At 72.3% G+C, this 13,691-nt stretch carries 14 protein-coding genes; 7 read left to right on the top strand and 7 right to left on the bottom strand.

Annotated elements, in window-relative coordinates; translation table 11 throughout:
* Positions 1-23: 23 nt before the first annotated feature.
* Genes ACFY8U_RS33270 through ACFY8U_RS33280 form a run of 3 tightly spaced genes read left to right on the top strand, consistent with a single transcriptional unit; the run spans position 24 to position 2,374 of the window.
* Positions 24-1,166, top strand: coding sequence for a lipid-transfer protein (locus tag ACFY8U_RS33270; protein ID WP_389575903.1), 1,143 nt, complete (start codon positions 24-26; stop codon positions 1,164-1,166).
* Between the two features lie 15 nt (positions 1,167-1,181).
* On the top strand, positions 1,182-1,607 hold the full coding sequence (locus ACFY8U_RS33275) for a Zn-ribbon domain-containing OB-fold protein (RefSeq protein WP_389575904.1): 426 nt from the start codon (positions 1,182-1,184) through the stop codon (positions 1,605-1,607).
* Positions 1,604-2,374 carry an enoyl-CoA hydratase/isomerase family protein gene (locus ACFY8U_RS33280; protein WP_389575905.1) on the top strand — a complete coding sequence of 257 codons (771 nt, stop codon included), beginning with the start codon at positions 1,604-1,606 and terminating at the stop codon, positions 2,372-2,374. Before ACFY8U_RS33275 ends, ACFY8U_RS33280 begins: the two co-directional genes overlap by 4 nt.
* Positions 2,375-2,431: 57 nt before the next feature.
* Here ACFY8U_RS33280 and ACFY8U_RS33285 read toward each other — a convergent pair whose 3' ends face one another.
* Positions 2,432-2,938 carry a hypothetical protein gene (locus ACFY8U_RS33285; RefSeq protein ID WP_361438292.1) on the bottom strand — a complete coding sequence of 169 codons (507 nt, stop codon included), beginning with the start codon at positions 2,936-2,938 and terminating at the stop codon, positions 2,432-2,434.
* A gap of 82 nt (positions 2,939-3,020) precedes the next feature.
* Positions 3,021-3,587 (bottom strand): hypothetical protein, encoded by a 567-nt coding sequence (locus ACFY8U_RS33290; protein WP_389575906.1) that lies wholly within the window; start codon positions 3,585-3,587, stop codon positions 3,021-3,023.
* 105 nt (positions 3,588-3,692) lie between these two features.
* Between ACFY8U_RS33290 and ACFY8U_RS33295 the strand changes: the two genes are divergently transcribed.
* Positions 3,693-4,328 (top strand): hypothetical protein, encoded by a 636-nt coding sequence (locus tag ACFY8U_RS33295; protein ID WP_389575907.1) that lies wholly within the window; start codon positions 3,693-3,695, stop codon positions 4,326-4,328.
* A gap of 43 nt (positions 4,329-4,371) precedes the next feature.
* Here the strand turns inward: ACFY8U_RS33295 and ACFY8U_RS33300 are convergent, their stop codons facing one another.
* Together ACFY8U_RS33300 and ACFY8U_RS33305 are read right to left on the bottom strand one after the other, a co-directional pair.
* A complete protein-coding gene (locus ACFY8U_RS33300; protein ID WP_389575908.1) occupies positions 4,372-6,765 on the bottom strand; it encodes a PQQ-binding-like beta-propeller repeat protein in 2,394 nt (797 codons plus the stop codon).
* Positions 6,766-6,868: 103 nt separating this feature from the next.
* Positions 6,869-7,774, bottom strand: a complete 906-nt coding sequence (locus ACFY8U_RS33305; RefSeq protein WP_389575909.1) for a VOC family protein — start codon at positions 7,772-7,774, stop codon at positions 6,869-6,871.
* 249 nt (positions 7,775-8,023) lie between these two features.
* Here ACFY8U_RS33305 and ACFY8U_RS33310 point away from each other — a divergent pair, with 249 nt between their 5' ends.
* Positions 8,024-8,671 (top strand): TetR family transcriptional regulator, encoded by a 648-nt coding sequence (locus tag ACFY8U_RS33310; protein ID WP_361438282.1) that lies wholly within the window; start codon positions 8,024-8,026, stop codon positions 8,669-8,671.
* 159 nt (positions 8,672-8,830) lie between these two features.
* Here the strand turns inward: ACFY8U_RS33310 and ACFY8U_RS33315 are convergent, their stop codons facing one another.
* The 3 genes from ACFY8U_RS33315 to ACFY8U_RS33325 form a co-directional block, all read right to left on the bottom strand.
* Entirely contained in the window at positions 8,831-9,301 is a 471-nt protein-coding gene (locus tag ACFY8U_RS33315; protein ID WP_389575910.1) for a nitroreductase family deazaflavin-dependent oxidoreductase, read from the bottom strand.
* Positions 9,301-10,467, bottom strand: coding sequence for an acyl-CoA dehydrogenase family protein (locus ACFY8U_RS33320; RefSeq protein ID WP_389575911.1), 1,167 nt, complete (start codon positions 10,465-10,467; stop codon positions 9,301-9,303). The genes ACFY8U_RS33315 and ACFY8U_RS33320 overlap by 1 nt, the downstream gene beginning before the upstream one ends.
* Before the next feature lie 227 nt (positions 10,468-10,694).
* The gene (locus tag ACFY8U_RS33325; RefSeq protein WP_389575912.1) at positions 10,695-11,066 is read right to left on the bottom strand and encodes an iron chaperone; all 372 of its coding nucleotides are present in this window, start codon (positions 11,064-11,066) and stop codon (positions 10,695-10,697) included.
* A 33-nt stretch (positions 11,067-11,099) separates the two neighbouring features.
* Between ACFY8U_RS33325 and ACFY8U_RS33330 the strand changes: the two genes are divergently transcribed.
* Both ACFY8U_RS33330 and ACFY8U_RS33335 read left to right on the top strand, forming a co-directional pair.
* Positions 11,100-12,275, top strand: coding sequence for an acetyl-CoA acetyltransferase (locus ACFY8U_RS33330; protein WP_361607043.1), 1,176 nt, complete (start codon positions 11,100-11,102; stop codon positions 12,273-12,275).
* Between the two features lie 137 nt (positions 12,276-12,412).
* Positions 12,413-13,660, top strand: coding sequence for an FAD-dependent monooxygenase (locus tag ACFY8U_RS33335; RefSeq protein WP_389575913.1), 1,248 nt, complete (start codon positions 12,413-12,415; stop codon positions 13,658-13,660).
* Positions 13,661-13,691: the final 31 nt, after the last annotated feature.

The raw sequence follows: 13,691 nt of genomic DNA on the forward strand, positions 1-13,691 counted from the left end.
AGCTCGCGATCGGGGAGGTTGCAGTGCTCAAGGACGCCACGGCCATCGTCGGGATCGGACAGACGCCATTCGCGAAACAGCTCCCCGAGTCCGAGAAGACGCTCGCCTGCCGGGCGGTCCTCGCGGCACTCGACGACGCCGGCATCGCGCCCTCCGAGGTCGACGGCTTCGCCTCCTACACGATGGAGGAGACCGACGAGGTCGAGGTCGCCAAAGCCATCGGCGCAGGTGACGTCACCTTCTTCTCCAAGGTCGGCTACGGCGGCGGCGGCTCGTGCGCCACCGTCGGCCACCTCGCCGCCGCCGTCGCCACCGGGCAGGCGAGCGTCGGAGTGGCCTGGCGGTCCCGCAAGCGCGGCAGCGGCCCCCGGCCGTGGAAGAACACCGCCGTACAGCTGCCCACCCCCGGCCAGTGGACCCGGCCCTTCGGGCTGCTCCGGCCCACCGACGAGATCGGGATGCTCGCCCGCCGCTACATGCACGAGTACGGCGCCACCCGCGACCACCTCTTCAACGTCGCCCTCGCCTGCCGCAACCGCGCCAACCAGAACCCGGCCGCGATCATGTACGACCGTCCGCTGACCCGCGAGATGTACATGACCGCCCGCTGGATCAGCGAACCCCTCTGCCTCTTCGACAACTGCCTGGAGACGGACGGGGCGCTGGCGTGCGTCATCGTCGGCGCCGAACGGGCCCGCGACTGCCGCCGGAAGCCGGTCTACGTCCACTCCGCCGCCCAGGGCCTGCCCTCCCAGCACCACGGGATGGTCAACTACTGGAACGACGACCCGCTCACCGGGCCCGCCTGGACCGCCGCCCGACACCTATGGAAACAGGCGGACTTCGGGCCCCAGGACGTCGACGTCGCCCAGATCTACGACGCGTTCACCCCGCTCATCCCGCTCTCCCTGGAGGGCTACGGCTTCTGCGAGCGCGGCGAGGGCGCCGCCTTCACCGAGGGCGGCGCGCTGGAGATCGGCGGACGACTGCCGATCAACACCGGCGGCGGCGGACTCAGCGAGGCGTACGTCCACGGCTTCAACCTCATCAACGAGGGCGTGAAGCAGCTCCGCGGCACCTCCACCGCCCAGGTCCCGGACGCCGCCACCTGCCTGGTCACCGCCGGCGAGGGCGTCCCCACATCGGCCATCCTGCTTCGAGCCTGAGGAGTTGAGACCCGCATGCTGACGCCTGTCGTGGACGAGGACGGTGCCCCCTTCTGGGAGTACACCGCCCGGGGCGAACTGAGGATCCAGGGCTGCGCCGACTGCGGCGAGCTGCGCTTCCCGCCCCGGCCCTGCTGCCCGCACTGCCAGTCCTTCGCCGCGGAGTGGCGGCTGATGTCCGGGCGGGGCCGGATCTGGTCGTACGTCCTGCCCCACCCGCCGCTCCTGCCCGACTACGCCGCCCAGGCCCCGTACAACGCCGTCGTCGTCGAACTGGCCGAGGCGCCTCGCATCCGGCTCGTCGGCAACGTCGTGGCCGCCCCCGACGCGGCGCTCGACTCGGTCGATCCTGGGCGGCTGCGGATCGGGGCGGGTGTACGGGTCGCGTTCACCGAGATCGACGGCATGGCCGTCCCCCGTTGGCTCCTGGAGCGCGGATGAGCCTCGCCGTCGTACGCGACAAGGAGACGGGCGTCGCGACCGTCACCCTCGACCGGGCCGACAAGCACAACGCGATCACGCTGGACATGGCGCGCCGGCTGACCGAGACCTGGCAGGAGTTCCGGTACGACGACGAGGTGCGGGCGGTCGTCGTCACCGGCGCGGGGACCCGGGCCTTCTGCACCGGCATCGACCGGTCGGCCGAGGTCCCCCAGCCCTCCTCCCCGTACACGATCGACGATCCGCTCGTCGCGATCGGCCCCAAGGCGAACGACCTGTGGAAACCGGTCGTCGCCGCCGTGGAGGGGATGGCCTGCGGCGGGGCGTTCTATCTGCTCGGGGAGGCGGAGTTCCTCGTCGCCGGCGAGGGCGCGACCTTCTTCGACCCGCACACCACCTACGGGATGGTCAGCGCCTTCGAGACCATCCACATGGCGCAGAAGATGCCGTTCGGGGAGGTGGCGCGCATGGCGCTGATGGGGACGGCCGAGCGGATCTCGGCCCGCCGGGCGTACGAGACGGGGCTCGTCTCCGAGCTGACGGAGCCCGGCGGGGCGCTGGACGCCGCCCGCCGGGCCGCCGCCGTCATCGCCGCGTACCCGACCGCGGCGGTCCAGGGCACGGTCCGCGCCCTGTGGTCGGCCAAGGAGGCCGCCCGCGCGCAGGCCCTCGCCCACGCGCCGCACCTCGTCACCCTGGGAAACCTGCCGCCTGAGCGACAGTCGGAGCTGTTCACGAGGAGGACGCGCGGGTTCCGGACGCGCTGAGGCCGGTAAGGCCGCTGGGCCGCTAAGACCGCTGGGCCGCTAAGGCCGGTATCGAGGTCAGCCGATGGTGCGGTCGGCGTCGACCACGACGCACTGGGTGTACTCGGAGCCGTCGCCGGTGCCGGTGTAGGCGGTGGTCGCCTCGGCCGGCGTCGACGCGCCGGCCTCGACGCGCACGTCGTCGACCTTCGCCATCGCGACGGCGGCGCTCGGGTCACCCTTGAACTGCAGGGACACGTCGTAGAGGTACGGCGAGGAGTCGCTGTTGGTGATCGTCACCTTGGCGACCAGGTTCTTGCGGTCCGCGCTGAGCTTGCACTCGTCGATGCGGATGTCGCGCTGGGCCTTGTCCTTCGACGAGCCGCCGACGCCGCCGCTGGTCAGACCGCCGCTGCTGGAGCTGCTGCTGTCGGAACCACCGCTGCTGGAGCTGTTGCTGTCGGAACCGCTCGAGCTGCTGGAGCTGCCGCCGCCGCAGCTGGCACCGTTGGAGCCGCGGGCGCCGGTGAGCGCGACCAGAGCGATACCGAAGACAGCGATGGCGCGGACATGACGAAGCTTCACGCTTCAACCCCCGTTGAGTGTGTGGGAATACAAGAGTGCACATGGCGAAGTGCTGCACTCGCCTTGACGAGCGCACGTCACCCTACTGGACGGAGACGCCTGCGATCGCACAGGTCCTGACGCGGTCGACCGTCCTCGGCGACTCCATCGCCATGTCGAAGGTCTTCGTCTCGCCCGGCTCGACGGTCACCAGCTTCTCCGCCTCGTCGACGTCCACCCCGCCCGAGCCCTCGAAGTCGATCTCGACCTTGTACGTCTCCGTGAAGGCCGCGCGGGACGTGATCCGCAGCGTGGCGGTCGTGTCGGCCTTGCGGGCCGGCTTGCCCTTGCGCTTCTTCTGCGCGGGCTTGACGCAGTCGACGACCACGATGTCCACGTTCGAGGTCGAGCTCGTGGTGGGCGTGGGCGTGGCGGTGTAGGTGCTGCCGCCCGAACCCCCGCTCCCGGCTTCGTAGTCGTAGTCGACGTCGTAGTCGTCGTTCTTCTTCTTGGAGCTGGAGCAGCCGCCCCCGGAACCGCTGCTCTTGCTCTTGCCGCTCCCGCTGCCGCCGCTGCCCTTGCCCGTCTGGAAACCCGTCAGCGCGAGCACCACCACCGTGAGCGTCGCCGCGAGCCTGAGGCCCCTCCGGCGCGCCGTCCCCGTTGCCATTACCGGCCTTCCTGTCGTGTCCGCGCCACCCTAGCGCCGCGTGGCGCGGCCCCCGCACCCGGCGTAGCGTCGACACCGAGAGCCGGACCGTAAGGAGGCCGATCGATGGTCCGCAACGTCATCGGCTCGGTTCTGGCCCTCGCCGGAGCGACGGCCGCCGTCTGGAGCCCCTTCCGTGCCTGGTACGACGGCCGTCACGGCAGCGAATACCGCATCGAGGACCTGTTCGGCGGCATCACCGACACCAAGGCCGACGTGATCGGTTCGATCCTGCTGCCGTTCGCCTTCGCGGCCCTGGTCACCCTCGCCGGTGTGGTGTTCCGGTCCCGTCTGCTCGTCGCCTTCGCCGGACTGACCGTGCTCGGCTTCACCATCCTGTGGATGGTCCGCGTCGGCCAGGTCGAGGGCGGCCTGACGGTCGGCGGCGACGGTACGGGGCTCGGCGACGGCGTCGCGAACGCCCTCGGCGGCGGGGTGCTGCTCCTGCTGGCCTCGGTGGTCATGTCGGGCCGTGCCCGCCCGCACACCCTCTCCGTCGACGGACCGCGACACGGCCGGCCTCCGGAGCCCACGTATCCCGCGCAGCCCACCCAGCCCACGGAGCCGATGCCGCCGGACGACGGCGGCCATCACGGCCCGTACGACCCCTACGGGTCACCCACGCGGACCATGGACCTCCCGGCCTGGGACCCGGACCGCGACCGGACGGACCGCGACCAGCCCCCGAACCCCCGCGCCTGACGCGGGCCGGCCGGCGGAACGCCCTCGGCGCCGCGGCAGGCCCTCAGGCCCTCGGCGCCGCCGCCCCCCGACCCGTCGCCGTACCCTTCACCGCGTCCAGCGCGTACACGCAGCGGTCCTTGCTGCACGCGTACACGACCCCGCCCCGCGCCACCGGCGAGCCGGTGATCTCGCCGCCGGTCGCGAGCTTCCAGCGCAGCTGGCCGCCCGTCGCGTCCAGCGTGTACAGGACGTGGTCCGCCGAACCGAAGTGCACCCGGCCGTCGGCGACGACCGGCGTACCGGTCAGCTCGCCGCCCGCCGCGAACCGCCACTTCGGTGTGCCGGTGACCGCGTCGAGCGTGTAGAGCGCGCTGCCGCTGCCCACGTGCACATTGCCGTCGACGACCAGGACCGGCTCGATCGACTGGCGCGACTCGGTCGCGATCCGCCAGCGGTCCTGGCCGGTGGTCGCGTCCAGCGCGTACACCGTGCCGAGGTAGTCGGCGAGATAGACCCCGCCGCCCGTGACGGCCGGACCGGGCGCGAACGCCGCCGGAGAGAGGAAGACCGCGGGCGACTCGAAGTGCCAGCGGACGTGCCCGCTCGCGATGTCGATCGACAGCACGCGCGTCCCGGCCGAGACATAGACACAGCCGTCCTCCGCCGGAGCGACCCGCACCGGCACGTTGCCGCACGAGGCGGCGTCGCCGACCGGGTACGACCAGCGCTCGGCACCCGTACGGGCGTCCAGCGCCTGGAGCCGGGCGTCGCGCCACACGTACACCGTGTCGCCGTGCACGGCGGGCCCCGCCTCCGGAGTCTCGAAGTCCGTCTGCGCGCCGGTGATCTCCCACAGCTTGGCGCCGTTGGAGGCCTCCCAGCCCTGGACGCCGCCGCCCCTGGTGCCGGTGACGACCGTGCCCCGGTCGACCTTGAGCGAGTACACCCAGGCGTCCGTCTGGAGCCGCCAGCGCTCACTGCCGTCGGTCGCGTCGAGGGCGTAGAGCGTCGGCCCGTCGGAGGCGTGGATACGGCCCTGAGCCACCGCCATCGACCAGGCGACGTCCCGCGTCTTGAACTGGCGGCGGCCACTGGCCACGTCCAGGGCGTGCACCTCGAAGGAGGTCACGTACAGCAGGTCCCCGGCGACGACCGGTGTGCCCCAGACGTCGTTCGACATCCGGAAGCGCCAGGGCCGCCAGTGCGCGGGCTCCGGCGCCGCCTCCGGCGCGGGAGCCGGTACGGAGAGCGGGCGGGCGCCCGGCGGGGGGCCGGGCTCGGAGCCGTTCGCGCCGCCGGGCGGTCGGATCCAGCCGGTGGCGGTGTCCGAGACCTGGCCGATCGCGGCACGGGTGTCGGCGACACGGGGGCCGGGGCCGATCGGGACGACGGCGCCCGCGAGCCGTACGGGACCGGCGGAGTCGGCCGGGGCGGCGTGCCGCCCACCGGCGGGACGCGGATCGCCGCCGTGACCGGGGCGCGGGTCGGCGCCCCACTCCGGCGCCTGCCGGGGCGGGCGCGGCGGTGCGGGCGGGGCGGCCGGGGGCGGCGGGGTGCTCGGGCGGCCGCCGCGGCGCGTCTCGATCATGGCGGTGGCGGACTGCGGCAGCCACGCCGACGCCGTGCCGCTGTCGTCACTGCCCGGCCCGAAGAGATGGGGCGCAAGCTGGGCCTGGAGGTCGGCCGGGGAGGGACGGCGCGAGACGTCCATCTGCATACAGGACTCGATCAGCGGACGCAGCTCGTCCGGCAGTCCCTCCAGGTCCGGGCCCTCCCTGAGCAGCATGAACACCGTCTCGACGGGGTTGGCGCCATGGAAGGGGGCGTGGCCGGTGGCGGCGAAGACCAGCATCGAGCCCAGCGAGAAGACATCGCTGGCGCCGGTGACACTGCGCGAGTCACGGGCCTGCTCGGGCGACATGTACGCGGGCGTGCCGACGGCGACGTTGGTCATGGTCAGCCGGGTGTTGGAGACCCCGGAGGCGATACCGAAGTCGATCACCCGGGGGCCGTCCTCGACGACGAGGACGTTCGACGGCTTCAGGTCGCGGTGGACCAGGCCCGCGCCGTGGATGGACTGCAGGGCCTCGGCGACCCCGGCGGCCAGCCAGCGCACGGCCTGGGCCGGCAGCGGCCCGCACTCGTTCACTATCTCTTCGAGGGAGGGTGCGGGAACGTACGCGGTGGCCAGCCACGGCACGGCGGCCCGCGGGTCGGCGTCGACGACGGCGGCCGTGTAGAAGCCGGAGACGGCCCGCGCGGCCTCCACCTCACGGGTGAAACGGACACGGAACAGCTGGTCCTCGGCGAGCTCGGTCCGCACGGTCTTGATCGCCACGCGCCGCCCGGACGCCGAGCGCGCGAGATAGACGAGACCCATGCCACCTGCACCGAGCCGGCCCAGCACCTCGAAGGGCCCGATCCGTCTCGGGTCGTGCTGCGTCAGCTGCTCCACTTGCCTGCCACCTCCCCGTACGGGCCATGAGAATACGGCCCCGTGGCCCTGATTCTTCCTGTCCGAGGCGACGGTTGCGAACCCGGGGGCGGATCGGGGTGTCCTAGTGCATATCGTCGGACGCGGAGGTAGCCCTTTCGGCCGATTCGGCGGGTTCGTCGCCCACCGATTCGGTCGACGACTCGGGGGGTGACTCGGTCGACGACTCGGCCGCCGGTCCGTCCGACGGTCCGTCCGACGGCTCCGCCAGGACCGCGAAGCGGGCGCCCTGGTTGTCGTGGAGGACGGCGATGCGGCCGTGCGGGGTGTCGAAGGGCGGGTTCGTGATCCGGCCGCCGAGGTCGACGGCGGTCGCACAGGCCGCGTCGCAGTCGGCGACGGCGAAGTAGAGGAGGACGTGCCCCGGCATCTCGGCCGGGAAGGCGTCGGTGAGGACGGCCCGGCCGCCGAAGGCGGTGTCGTCGCCGGGGCGGGAGCCGGGCGGGGACCAGACGCGGTAGTCGAAGCCGCCTTCCCTGCCCTCCTCGTCCGCGTCCACCTGGCGGCCGAGGTAGCCGAAGACGGAGGCGTAGAAGGTGTCGACCGCGTCCGGCTCCCTCGTATAGACCTCCATCCAGCAGAACGAGCCGGGGAGCATCGTCTTCTCGAAGCCTTCGTCGTCTCCGGCCTGACGCAGCCCGAAGACGGCGCCGCCGGGGTCGGCGGCGAGCGCGAGGACACCGAAGGGGCCCACCGGGTACGGCTCCATGATCATCTGACCGCCGGCCGCCTTGATCCGGGCCGCGAGCGTGCCCGCGTTCTCGGTGGCGAGGTAGACGGTCCAGGTGGTGGGCATCCTGCCGTCCCGCTTCGGTACGAGTCCGGCTACGCGCTTGCCGTCGCTGAGGGCCTCGTCGCGGTCGGGGTCGAAGGTCCAGCCGAAGAGCTCGCCGTAGAACCGCTTGCCCGCCTCGAGATCGGGGAGCTGCGCCTCCACCCAGCACGGGGTGCCCTCTGTGAATACGGCCATGCCTCCACGCTAGGCCGGGGGGACCCGCCCCGCACGCCCCATAATCGAACATACCGCCATATAGGGAGGCGGCGAGTGGGGCCCTCCCCGAGTTGTCCACCGAAGTTGTCCACAGGCTGTTAATAAGCCTTTTCGAATGGAGCTGATCCTTCCGCCGCTCCGGACGCCGCCGGGAGGGGCGTACAGCGGGTGCACCCCATTTGCAGTCGGCCGAATCGCGCGCCGATCACCCCTCGGTAAGCTGACGGCATGACAGGACAAGTACGCACCGTCGACGGCCGCGTGGCCGGACGACGCGGCCAGGCGACGCGGCAGAAGCTGCTCGACTGCCTCAGCGAGATGCTCAGCTCCTCGCCGTACCGGGACGTCAAGGTCATCGACGTGGCCCGGAAGGCGGGCACTTCCCCCGCGACGTTCTACCAGTACTTCCCCGACGTCGAGGGCGCCGTCCTCGAGATCGCGGAGGAAATGGCCAAGGAGGGCGCCGCGTTGACCGAGCTGGTCTCCGGCCGCTCCTGGGTCGGCAAGGCCGGCTGGCAGACCTCGGAGGAACTGGTCGAGGGCTTCCTGGACTTCTGGCGCAAGCACGACGCGATCCTGCGGGTCGTGGACCTCGGCGCCGCGGAGGGCGACAAACGGTTCTACAAGATCCGCATGAAGATCCTGAACTCCGTCACCAACTCCCTTACGGACAGCGTGAAGGAGCTCCAGGCGAAGGGCAAGGTCGACAAGGACGTCAGCCCCGCGGCGATGGCGGGCTCCCTGGTGGCGATGCTGGCCTCGGTGGCCGGCCACCAGAAGGGCTTCCAGACCTGGGGCGTGAAGCAGGCCGAACTGAAGCCGAATCTGGCGCTGTTGGTGCATCTGGGCATCACCGGCAAGAAGCCGACGAAGTAGCTTCCGCGCCCGCACGCCCGGCACACCCCGCACGCCCGCCCCGCGGGCATGCCCACCGCTCCCGCCCGCCCGTTCCTCGTCCGTCCTGTCGCGCCGGCGGCGGTCCCCTTCGTGAGACCGCCGTCGGCGTTCCTCTGTCCGGCGGCGGTCGCGGTGGGCTCACCGCCTCGTCAGGCGGAAGAGCCTGATCTCCCGCTCCACCCGCCGCTGGTACGTCGCGTACGGCGGCCAGAAGGCGAGCGCCGCGCGCCACGCCTCCGCGCGCTCCTCCCCCGCCAGCAGCTCCGCCCGTACCGGGATCGTCTCGCCGCGCCAACTCACCTCCGCGTCGGGGTGCTTCAGCAGGTTCGCCGTCCAGGCCGGGTGTCCCTCCCGCCCGAAGTTCGACCCGATCAGGAGCCAGGTCCCTGCGGGCTCCGGCATGCACGCGAGCGGGGTGACCCGGGGCTGCCCGGACTTCGCACCCTTCGCCGTCAGGATCACCCCGGGCAGCATCTGAGCGCTCAGCAGCACCTTGCCGCGCGTCAGCCGGTGCACGGCCCGGTCCATCGCCGGGATGAAGTGCGGGGCGACCTTCGCGAACGTCCTCGTGGACGACACCTTCTGCATCAGACGCACTCCCACGGGCATCAGGCCGCCACCTCTCCGAAGAGGCCCGTCATCTGGGCCGCCCGTTCGCGCAGCCGGCGCGCGGGCCCGAAGAGCAGCTCGTCGGCCGTCGCCCGTTTGATGTACAGATGCGCTTCGTGTTCCCAGGTGAAGCCGATGCCGCCGTGCAGCTGGATCGTCTCGCCGGCGACCGTCCGCAGCGCTTCCAGGGCGGCCGCGAGGGCGAGCGCCCCGATGGCCGGTTCGCGGGCCGCGCCGTACGTCAGCGAGCGCGCCGCCTCCACCTGGACATACAGGTCGGCGACCCGGTGCTTGACAGCCTGGAAGGAGCCGACGGGCCGCCCGAACTGTTCGCGGGAGCCGACGTACTCGACCGTGCGGTCCAGGGCTGCCTGCGCCGCGCCGATCGCCTCGGCCGCGAGCGCCGCGGCGGCCGTCCGTCCGGTCGCGGCGAGCGTCCCGAGCACGTCGACCGGCTCTTCGCCGAGCAACTCGGCGTCCACATCGCGCAGTTGGATCGAGGCCTGGGTGCGGGTCGTATCCAGGGTCGGCTGCCGTACGCGGACGAGTCCGGCCGCCTCCCCGCGGACGAGGAAGAGCAGGGTCCGGCTCCGCGCGAAGCCGCCGGCATGGGCGGCGACCACGAGCAGACCGGCGCTGTGCCCGTCGAGGACCTGCGTCACCTCCCCGTACAGCTGCCATCCCTCGTCCGTGGCCCGCGCCTGGACGCCGCCGGCCCGTCCGCCGCCCGCGACCCAGGACTGGTTGTCGCCCGTCAGGCCGAGGGCGAGCGCCAGCGAGGTGCCGGGGACGGCGAGTGCGCAGGTCAGGGAGCCGTCGGCGATGCGTGGCAGCAGGTCGGCGCGCTGCCGCTCGGCGCCGAGGGCGCAGATCGCCGGGGCGGCGAGGAGAGCGGTGGCGAGGAGGGGGGAGGGGGCGAGGGCCCGGCCGGTCTCCTCGCAGGCGAGGGCGAGTTCGGCGGGGCCGCAGCCGACGCCGCCGTACTCCTCGGGCAGGGCGAGTCCGGGCAGTCCGAGGGTGCCGGACATCCGGTTCCACAGGTCGGTGTCGTACCCCTCGGGGGTGGCGACGGCGGCGCGGACCTCGGCGGGTCCGGAGCGTTTGGCGAGCAGTTCGCGCAGGGTGCGGCGGATCTCGTCCTGCTCCGCGGTGAAGGCGGCGTCCATGGAGCTCCCCTCCGTATCTGACGGCCCGTCATGCTAGGGCGGGCGGAGGAAGAAACCCAGAGTCTGGAGGGGCGGATCTCGCAGGAACGCGGGTGGCCGGTGGCGACGCCGCCCGGTGACCGTGCCGCCCGGTGACCGTGCCGCCCGGAGACGACGCCGTCCGGAGACCACGCCACCCAAAGACGACACCGTCCGCCGATGACGCCGGCCGCGGCGCCCCCACCCGCTCAGCAGATGTCGCCCGGCGTTTTCGCGGTGGCGCGCAGCAGATCCCGTACGAGGGTGAAGTCGACGCGCTCCGGGCGCCGGAAGCGCAGACACCCCTTGCCCATGTCCTGGTCGGCGAGCCGCTCCTCGAAGCCCTCCCGGACGTCCGGCCGCATCAGATAGAAGGAGATGTACTGCTTCTGCGAGGCGAAGGCGATCTCCGGCTCGCCGCCCGGACGCCGGTATGTCGGCATCCCGTAGGCCATGGCCTCCTCGAAGCCGTGCAGCTCGGTGCGGCAGAGCTCGCGCAGCCGCACGAGTGCCGTCAGCCGGTCCGGCTCCACGATCTCGGCGAGGTACGAGTCGACGTCTTCGGCCGTGCTTCTCGCCATCCGATTCTCCATATCTGATGTACCGTCAGATTCATGCCCACCACTTCACGGAACCGCGACCGCGCCGGGCGCCGCGTCGCCGTCGTCGGCATATCCCTCTCCGACTGCGGCCGGGTCGACGAGGCCACTCCCTACACTCTGCACGCCCAGGCCGCGCGCCGCGCCCTCGCGGACAGCGGACTCGACCGCTCGGTGATCGACGGGCTCGCCTCGGCGGGACTCGGCACCCTGGCACCCGTCGAGGTCGCCGAGTATCTGGGCCTGCGCCCCCGCTGGGTGGACTCGACCGCCGTCGGCGGCGCCACCTGGGAAGTCATGGCCGCGCACGCGGCCGACGCCATCGCCGCGGGCCACGCCAACGCCGTCCTGCTCGTCTACGGCTCGACCGCCCGCGCCGACATCAAGGCCCGGCGGCGCACCTCGAACCTCTCGTTCGGGGCGCGCGGGCCTCTGCAGTTCGAGGTCCCCTACGGCCACACCCTGATCGCCAAGTACGCGATGGCCGCCCGCCGCCATATGCACCAGTACGGGACGACCCTGGAGCAGCTCGCCGGGGTCGCCGTCCAGGCGCGGGCGAACGCCGCGCTCAACCCGGAGGCGATGTTCCGCGAGCCGATCACGGTCGACGAGGTGCTCGGCGGCCCGATGATCGCCGACCCGTTCACCAAGCTCCACTGCTGCATCCGCAGCGACGGCGGCTGCGCGGTGCTGCTCGCCGCCGAGGAGTACGTACCGGACACGGCGAAGGCGCCGGTGTGGATCCTCGGCACGGGTGAGCACGTCTCGCACACCACGATGTCGGAGTGGGAGGACTTCACGGTCTCCCCGGCGGCGGTCAGCGGCCGGCTCGCGTTCGAGCGGGCGGGGGTGCGGCCGGAGGACATCGACCTCGCGGAGATCTACGACGCCTTCACGTACATGACGCTGGTGACGCTGGAGGACCTGGGCTTCTGCGCGAAGGGCGAGGGCGGGCCGTTCGTCGAGGAGAAGGACCGCCTGCCGGTGAACACGGACGGCGGCGGGCTCTCGGCCTGCCACCCGGGGATGCGGGGGCTGTTCCTGCTGGTGGAGGCGGTACGGCAACTACGCGGGGAGGCGCCGGGACTCCAGGTGCGCCGGCCGGACGGCAGCCTGCCGGAGCTGGCGGTGGCGTCGGGGACGGGGGGCTGGTTCTGCTCCTCGGGAACGGTGGTGCTCGGCCGGGACTGAACCGGTGGCGCTGGGCCGGGGCTGAGCCCTCACCACCGGGATCTATACAGCCGTAATAGACAAGCGTGTAGGACATCCGTATAGTCATGGGCGCGGGGCCGGCGCGGCTCCGCACCCACCCGACGAGGAGTCCCGCCATGACGCACACGCCCGCGAGCAGGACGGTCCTCATCTCCGGCGCCTCGGTCGCCGGACCGGCCCTCGCCCTCCAGCTCCACCGCCACGGCTTCACCCCGACCGTCGTCGAGCGCGCCCCCGGACTCCGCACCGGCGGCTACAAGGTCGATATCCGCGGCACCGCCGTCGAGGTCTGCCGCCGGATGGGGATCCTCGACGAGATCCGCGCCCGGTCCACCGACATGGAGGGCGGCTCGTACGTCGACGCCCGGGGCCGCACGGTCGGCCGGATGCCCGCGGAGATCTTCGGCGGCCGGGCCGAGCAGGACGACGAGATCATGCGCGGCGACCTCGCCCGGATCCTGTACGAGCGGACCCGCGAGGACGTCGAGTACGTCTTCGGTGACTCCGTCACCGCCCTGCACGACGACGGCGACGGCGTCGACGTCACCTTCGAGAGCGGACGGCGCCGGCGCTTCGACCTGGTCGTCGGTGCGGACGGCATGCACTCCTCCACCCGGCGCCTCGCCTTCGGCGACGAGCGGCGCTTCCGGCGGTACCTGGGCGCGTACATCTCGATCTTCACCGGCCCCAACCGCCTGGGCCTCACGCGCTGGGAGACCTACCACGCCCGCCCGGACAAGCTGGTCTCCGTCTACAGCACGGCGGGCGAGCAGGCGCACACGGCGAAGAACTGCTTCGTCTTCGCCGCGCCCGAGGAACTGCCTTACGACCAGCGGGACACGGACGCCCAGAAGCGGCTGCTCGCCGAAGCCTTCGCGGGCGACGACTGGGAGATCCCGCGGCTGATCGCCGACGCGGCCGGCGCCGGCGACTTCTACCTCGACGCGATCGCGCTCATCGAGATGGACCGCTGGTCGAGCGGCCGGGTCGTCCTCGTCGGCGACGCCGCCCACTGCGCCTCCCCCGCCTCGGGCCAGGGCACCGGCCTCGCCCTCACCGGCGCATACGTCCTCGCGGGCGAACTCGCCGCGGCACACGGCGACCACCGCACGGCCTTCGAGGCCTACGAGCGCGTGATGCGGCCGGGCGTGGAGCTGAACCAGCGGTTCGCGGCCGGCTTCGCGAAGGAGATGACGGTCTCCTCCCGCTGGAAGATCGCCCTGCGCATGCTGATGGTGCGCACCCTCCCCCGCACGCCCTGGAAGAAGCTGATCGCGAAGAAGATCCGCGACGAGATCCAGCGCGCGGCGAACGCCGTCCCGCTGAAGGAGTACGGGGACGGCCGACGGAGCGTCACGGCCTGACGGACGGGCAGCGGTGCGCGACGGGAAAGAA

The organism is Streptomyces sp. NPDC012508 (genome assembly GCF_042902595.1).
In the GTDB taxonomy this organism is placed as follows: domain Bacteria; phylum Actinomycetota; class Actinomycetes; order Streptomycetales; family Streptomycetaceae; genus Streptomyces.

Bases quoted from the DNA above. Each gene is read 5' to 3' on its own strand.
- ACFY8U_RS33275 (WP_389575904.1), top strand. From the start codon at position 1,182: ATGCTGACGCCTGTCGTGGACGAGGACGGTGCCCCCTTCTGGGAGTAC.
- ACFY8U_RS33290 (WP_389575906.1), bottom strand. From the start codon at position 3,587: ATGGCAACGGGGACGGCGCGCCGGAGGGGCCTCAGGCTCGCGGCGACG.
- ACFY8U_RS33325 (WP_389575912.1), bottom strand. From the start codon at position 11,066: ATGGCGAGAAGCACGGCCGAAGACGTCGACTCGTACCTCGCCGAGATC.
- ACFY8U_RS33315 (WP_389575910.1), bottom strand. From the start codon at position 9,301: ATGCCCGTGGGAGTGCGTCTGATGCAGAAGGTGTCGTCCACGAGGACG.
- ACFY8U_RS33320 (WP_389575911.1), bottom strand. From the start codon at position 10,467: ATGGACGCCGCCTTCACCGCGGAGCAGGACGAGATCCGCCGCACCCTG.
- ACFY8U_RS33305 (WP_389575909.1), bottom strand. From the start codon at position 7,774: ATGGCCGTATTCACAGAGGGCACCCCGTGCTGGGTGGAGGCGCAGCTC.
- ACFY8U_RS33295 (WP_389575907.1), top strand. From the start codon at position 3,693: ATGGTCCGCAACGTCATCGGCTCGGTTCTGGCCCTCGCCGGAGCGACG.
- ACFY8U_RS33280 (WP_389575905.1), top strand. From the start codon at position 1,604: ATGAGCCTCGCCGTCGTACGCGACAAGGAGACGGGCGTCGCGACCGTC.
- ACFY8U_RS33310 (WP_361438282.1), top strand. From the start codon at position 8,024: ATGACAGGACAAGTACGCACCGTCGACGGCCGCGTGGCCGGACGACGC.
- ACFY8U_RS33330 (WP_361607043.1), top strand. From the start codon at position 11,100: ATGCCCACCACTTCACGGAACCGCGACCGCGCCGGGCGCCGCGTCGCC.
- ACFY8U_RS33335 (WP_389575913.1), top strand. From the start codon at position 12,413: ATGACGCACACGCCCGCGAGCAGGACGGTCCTCATCTCCGGCGCCTCG.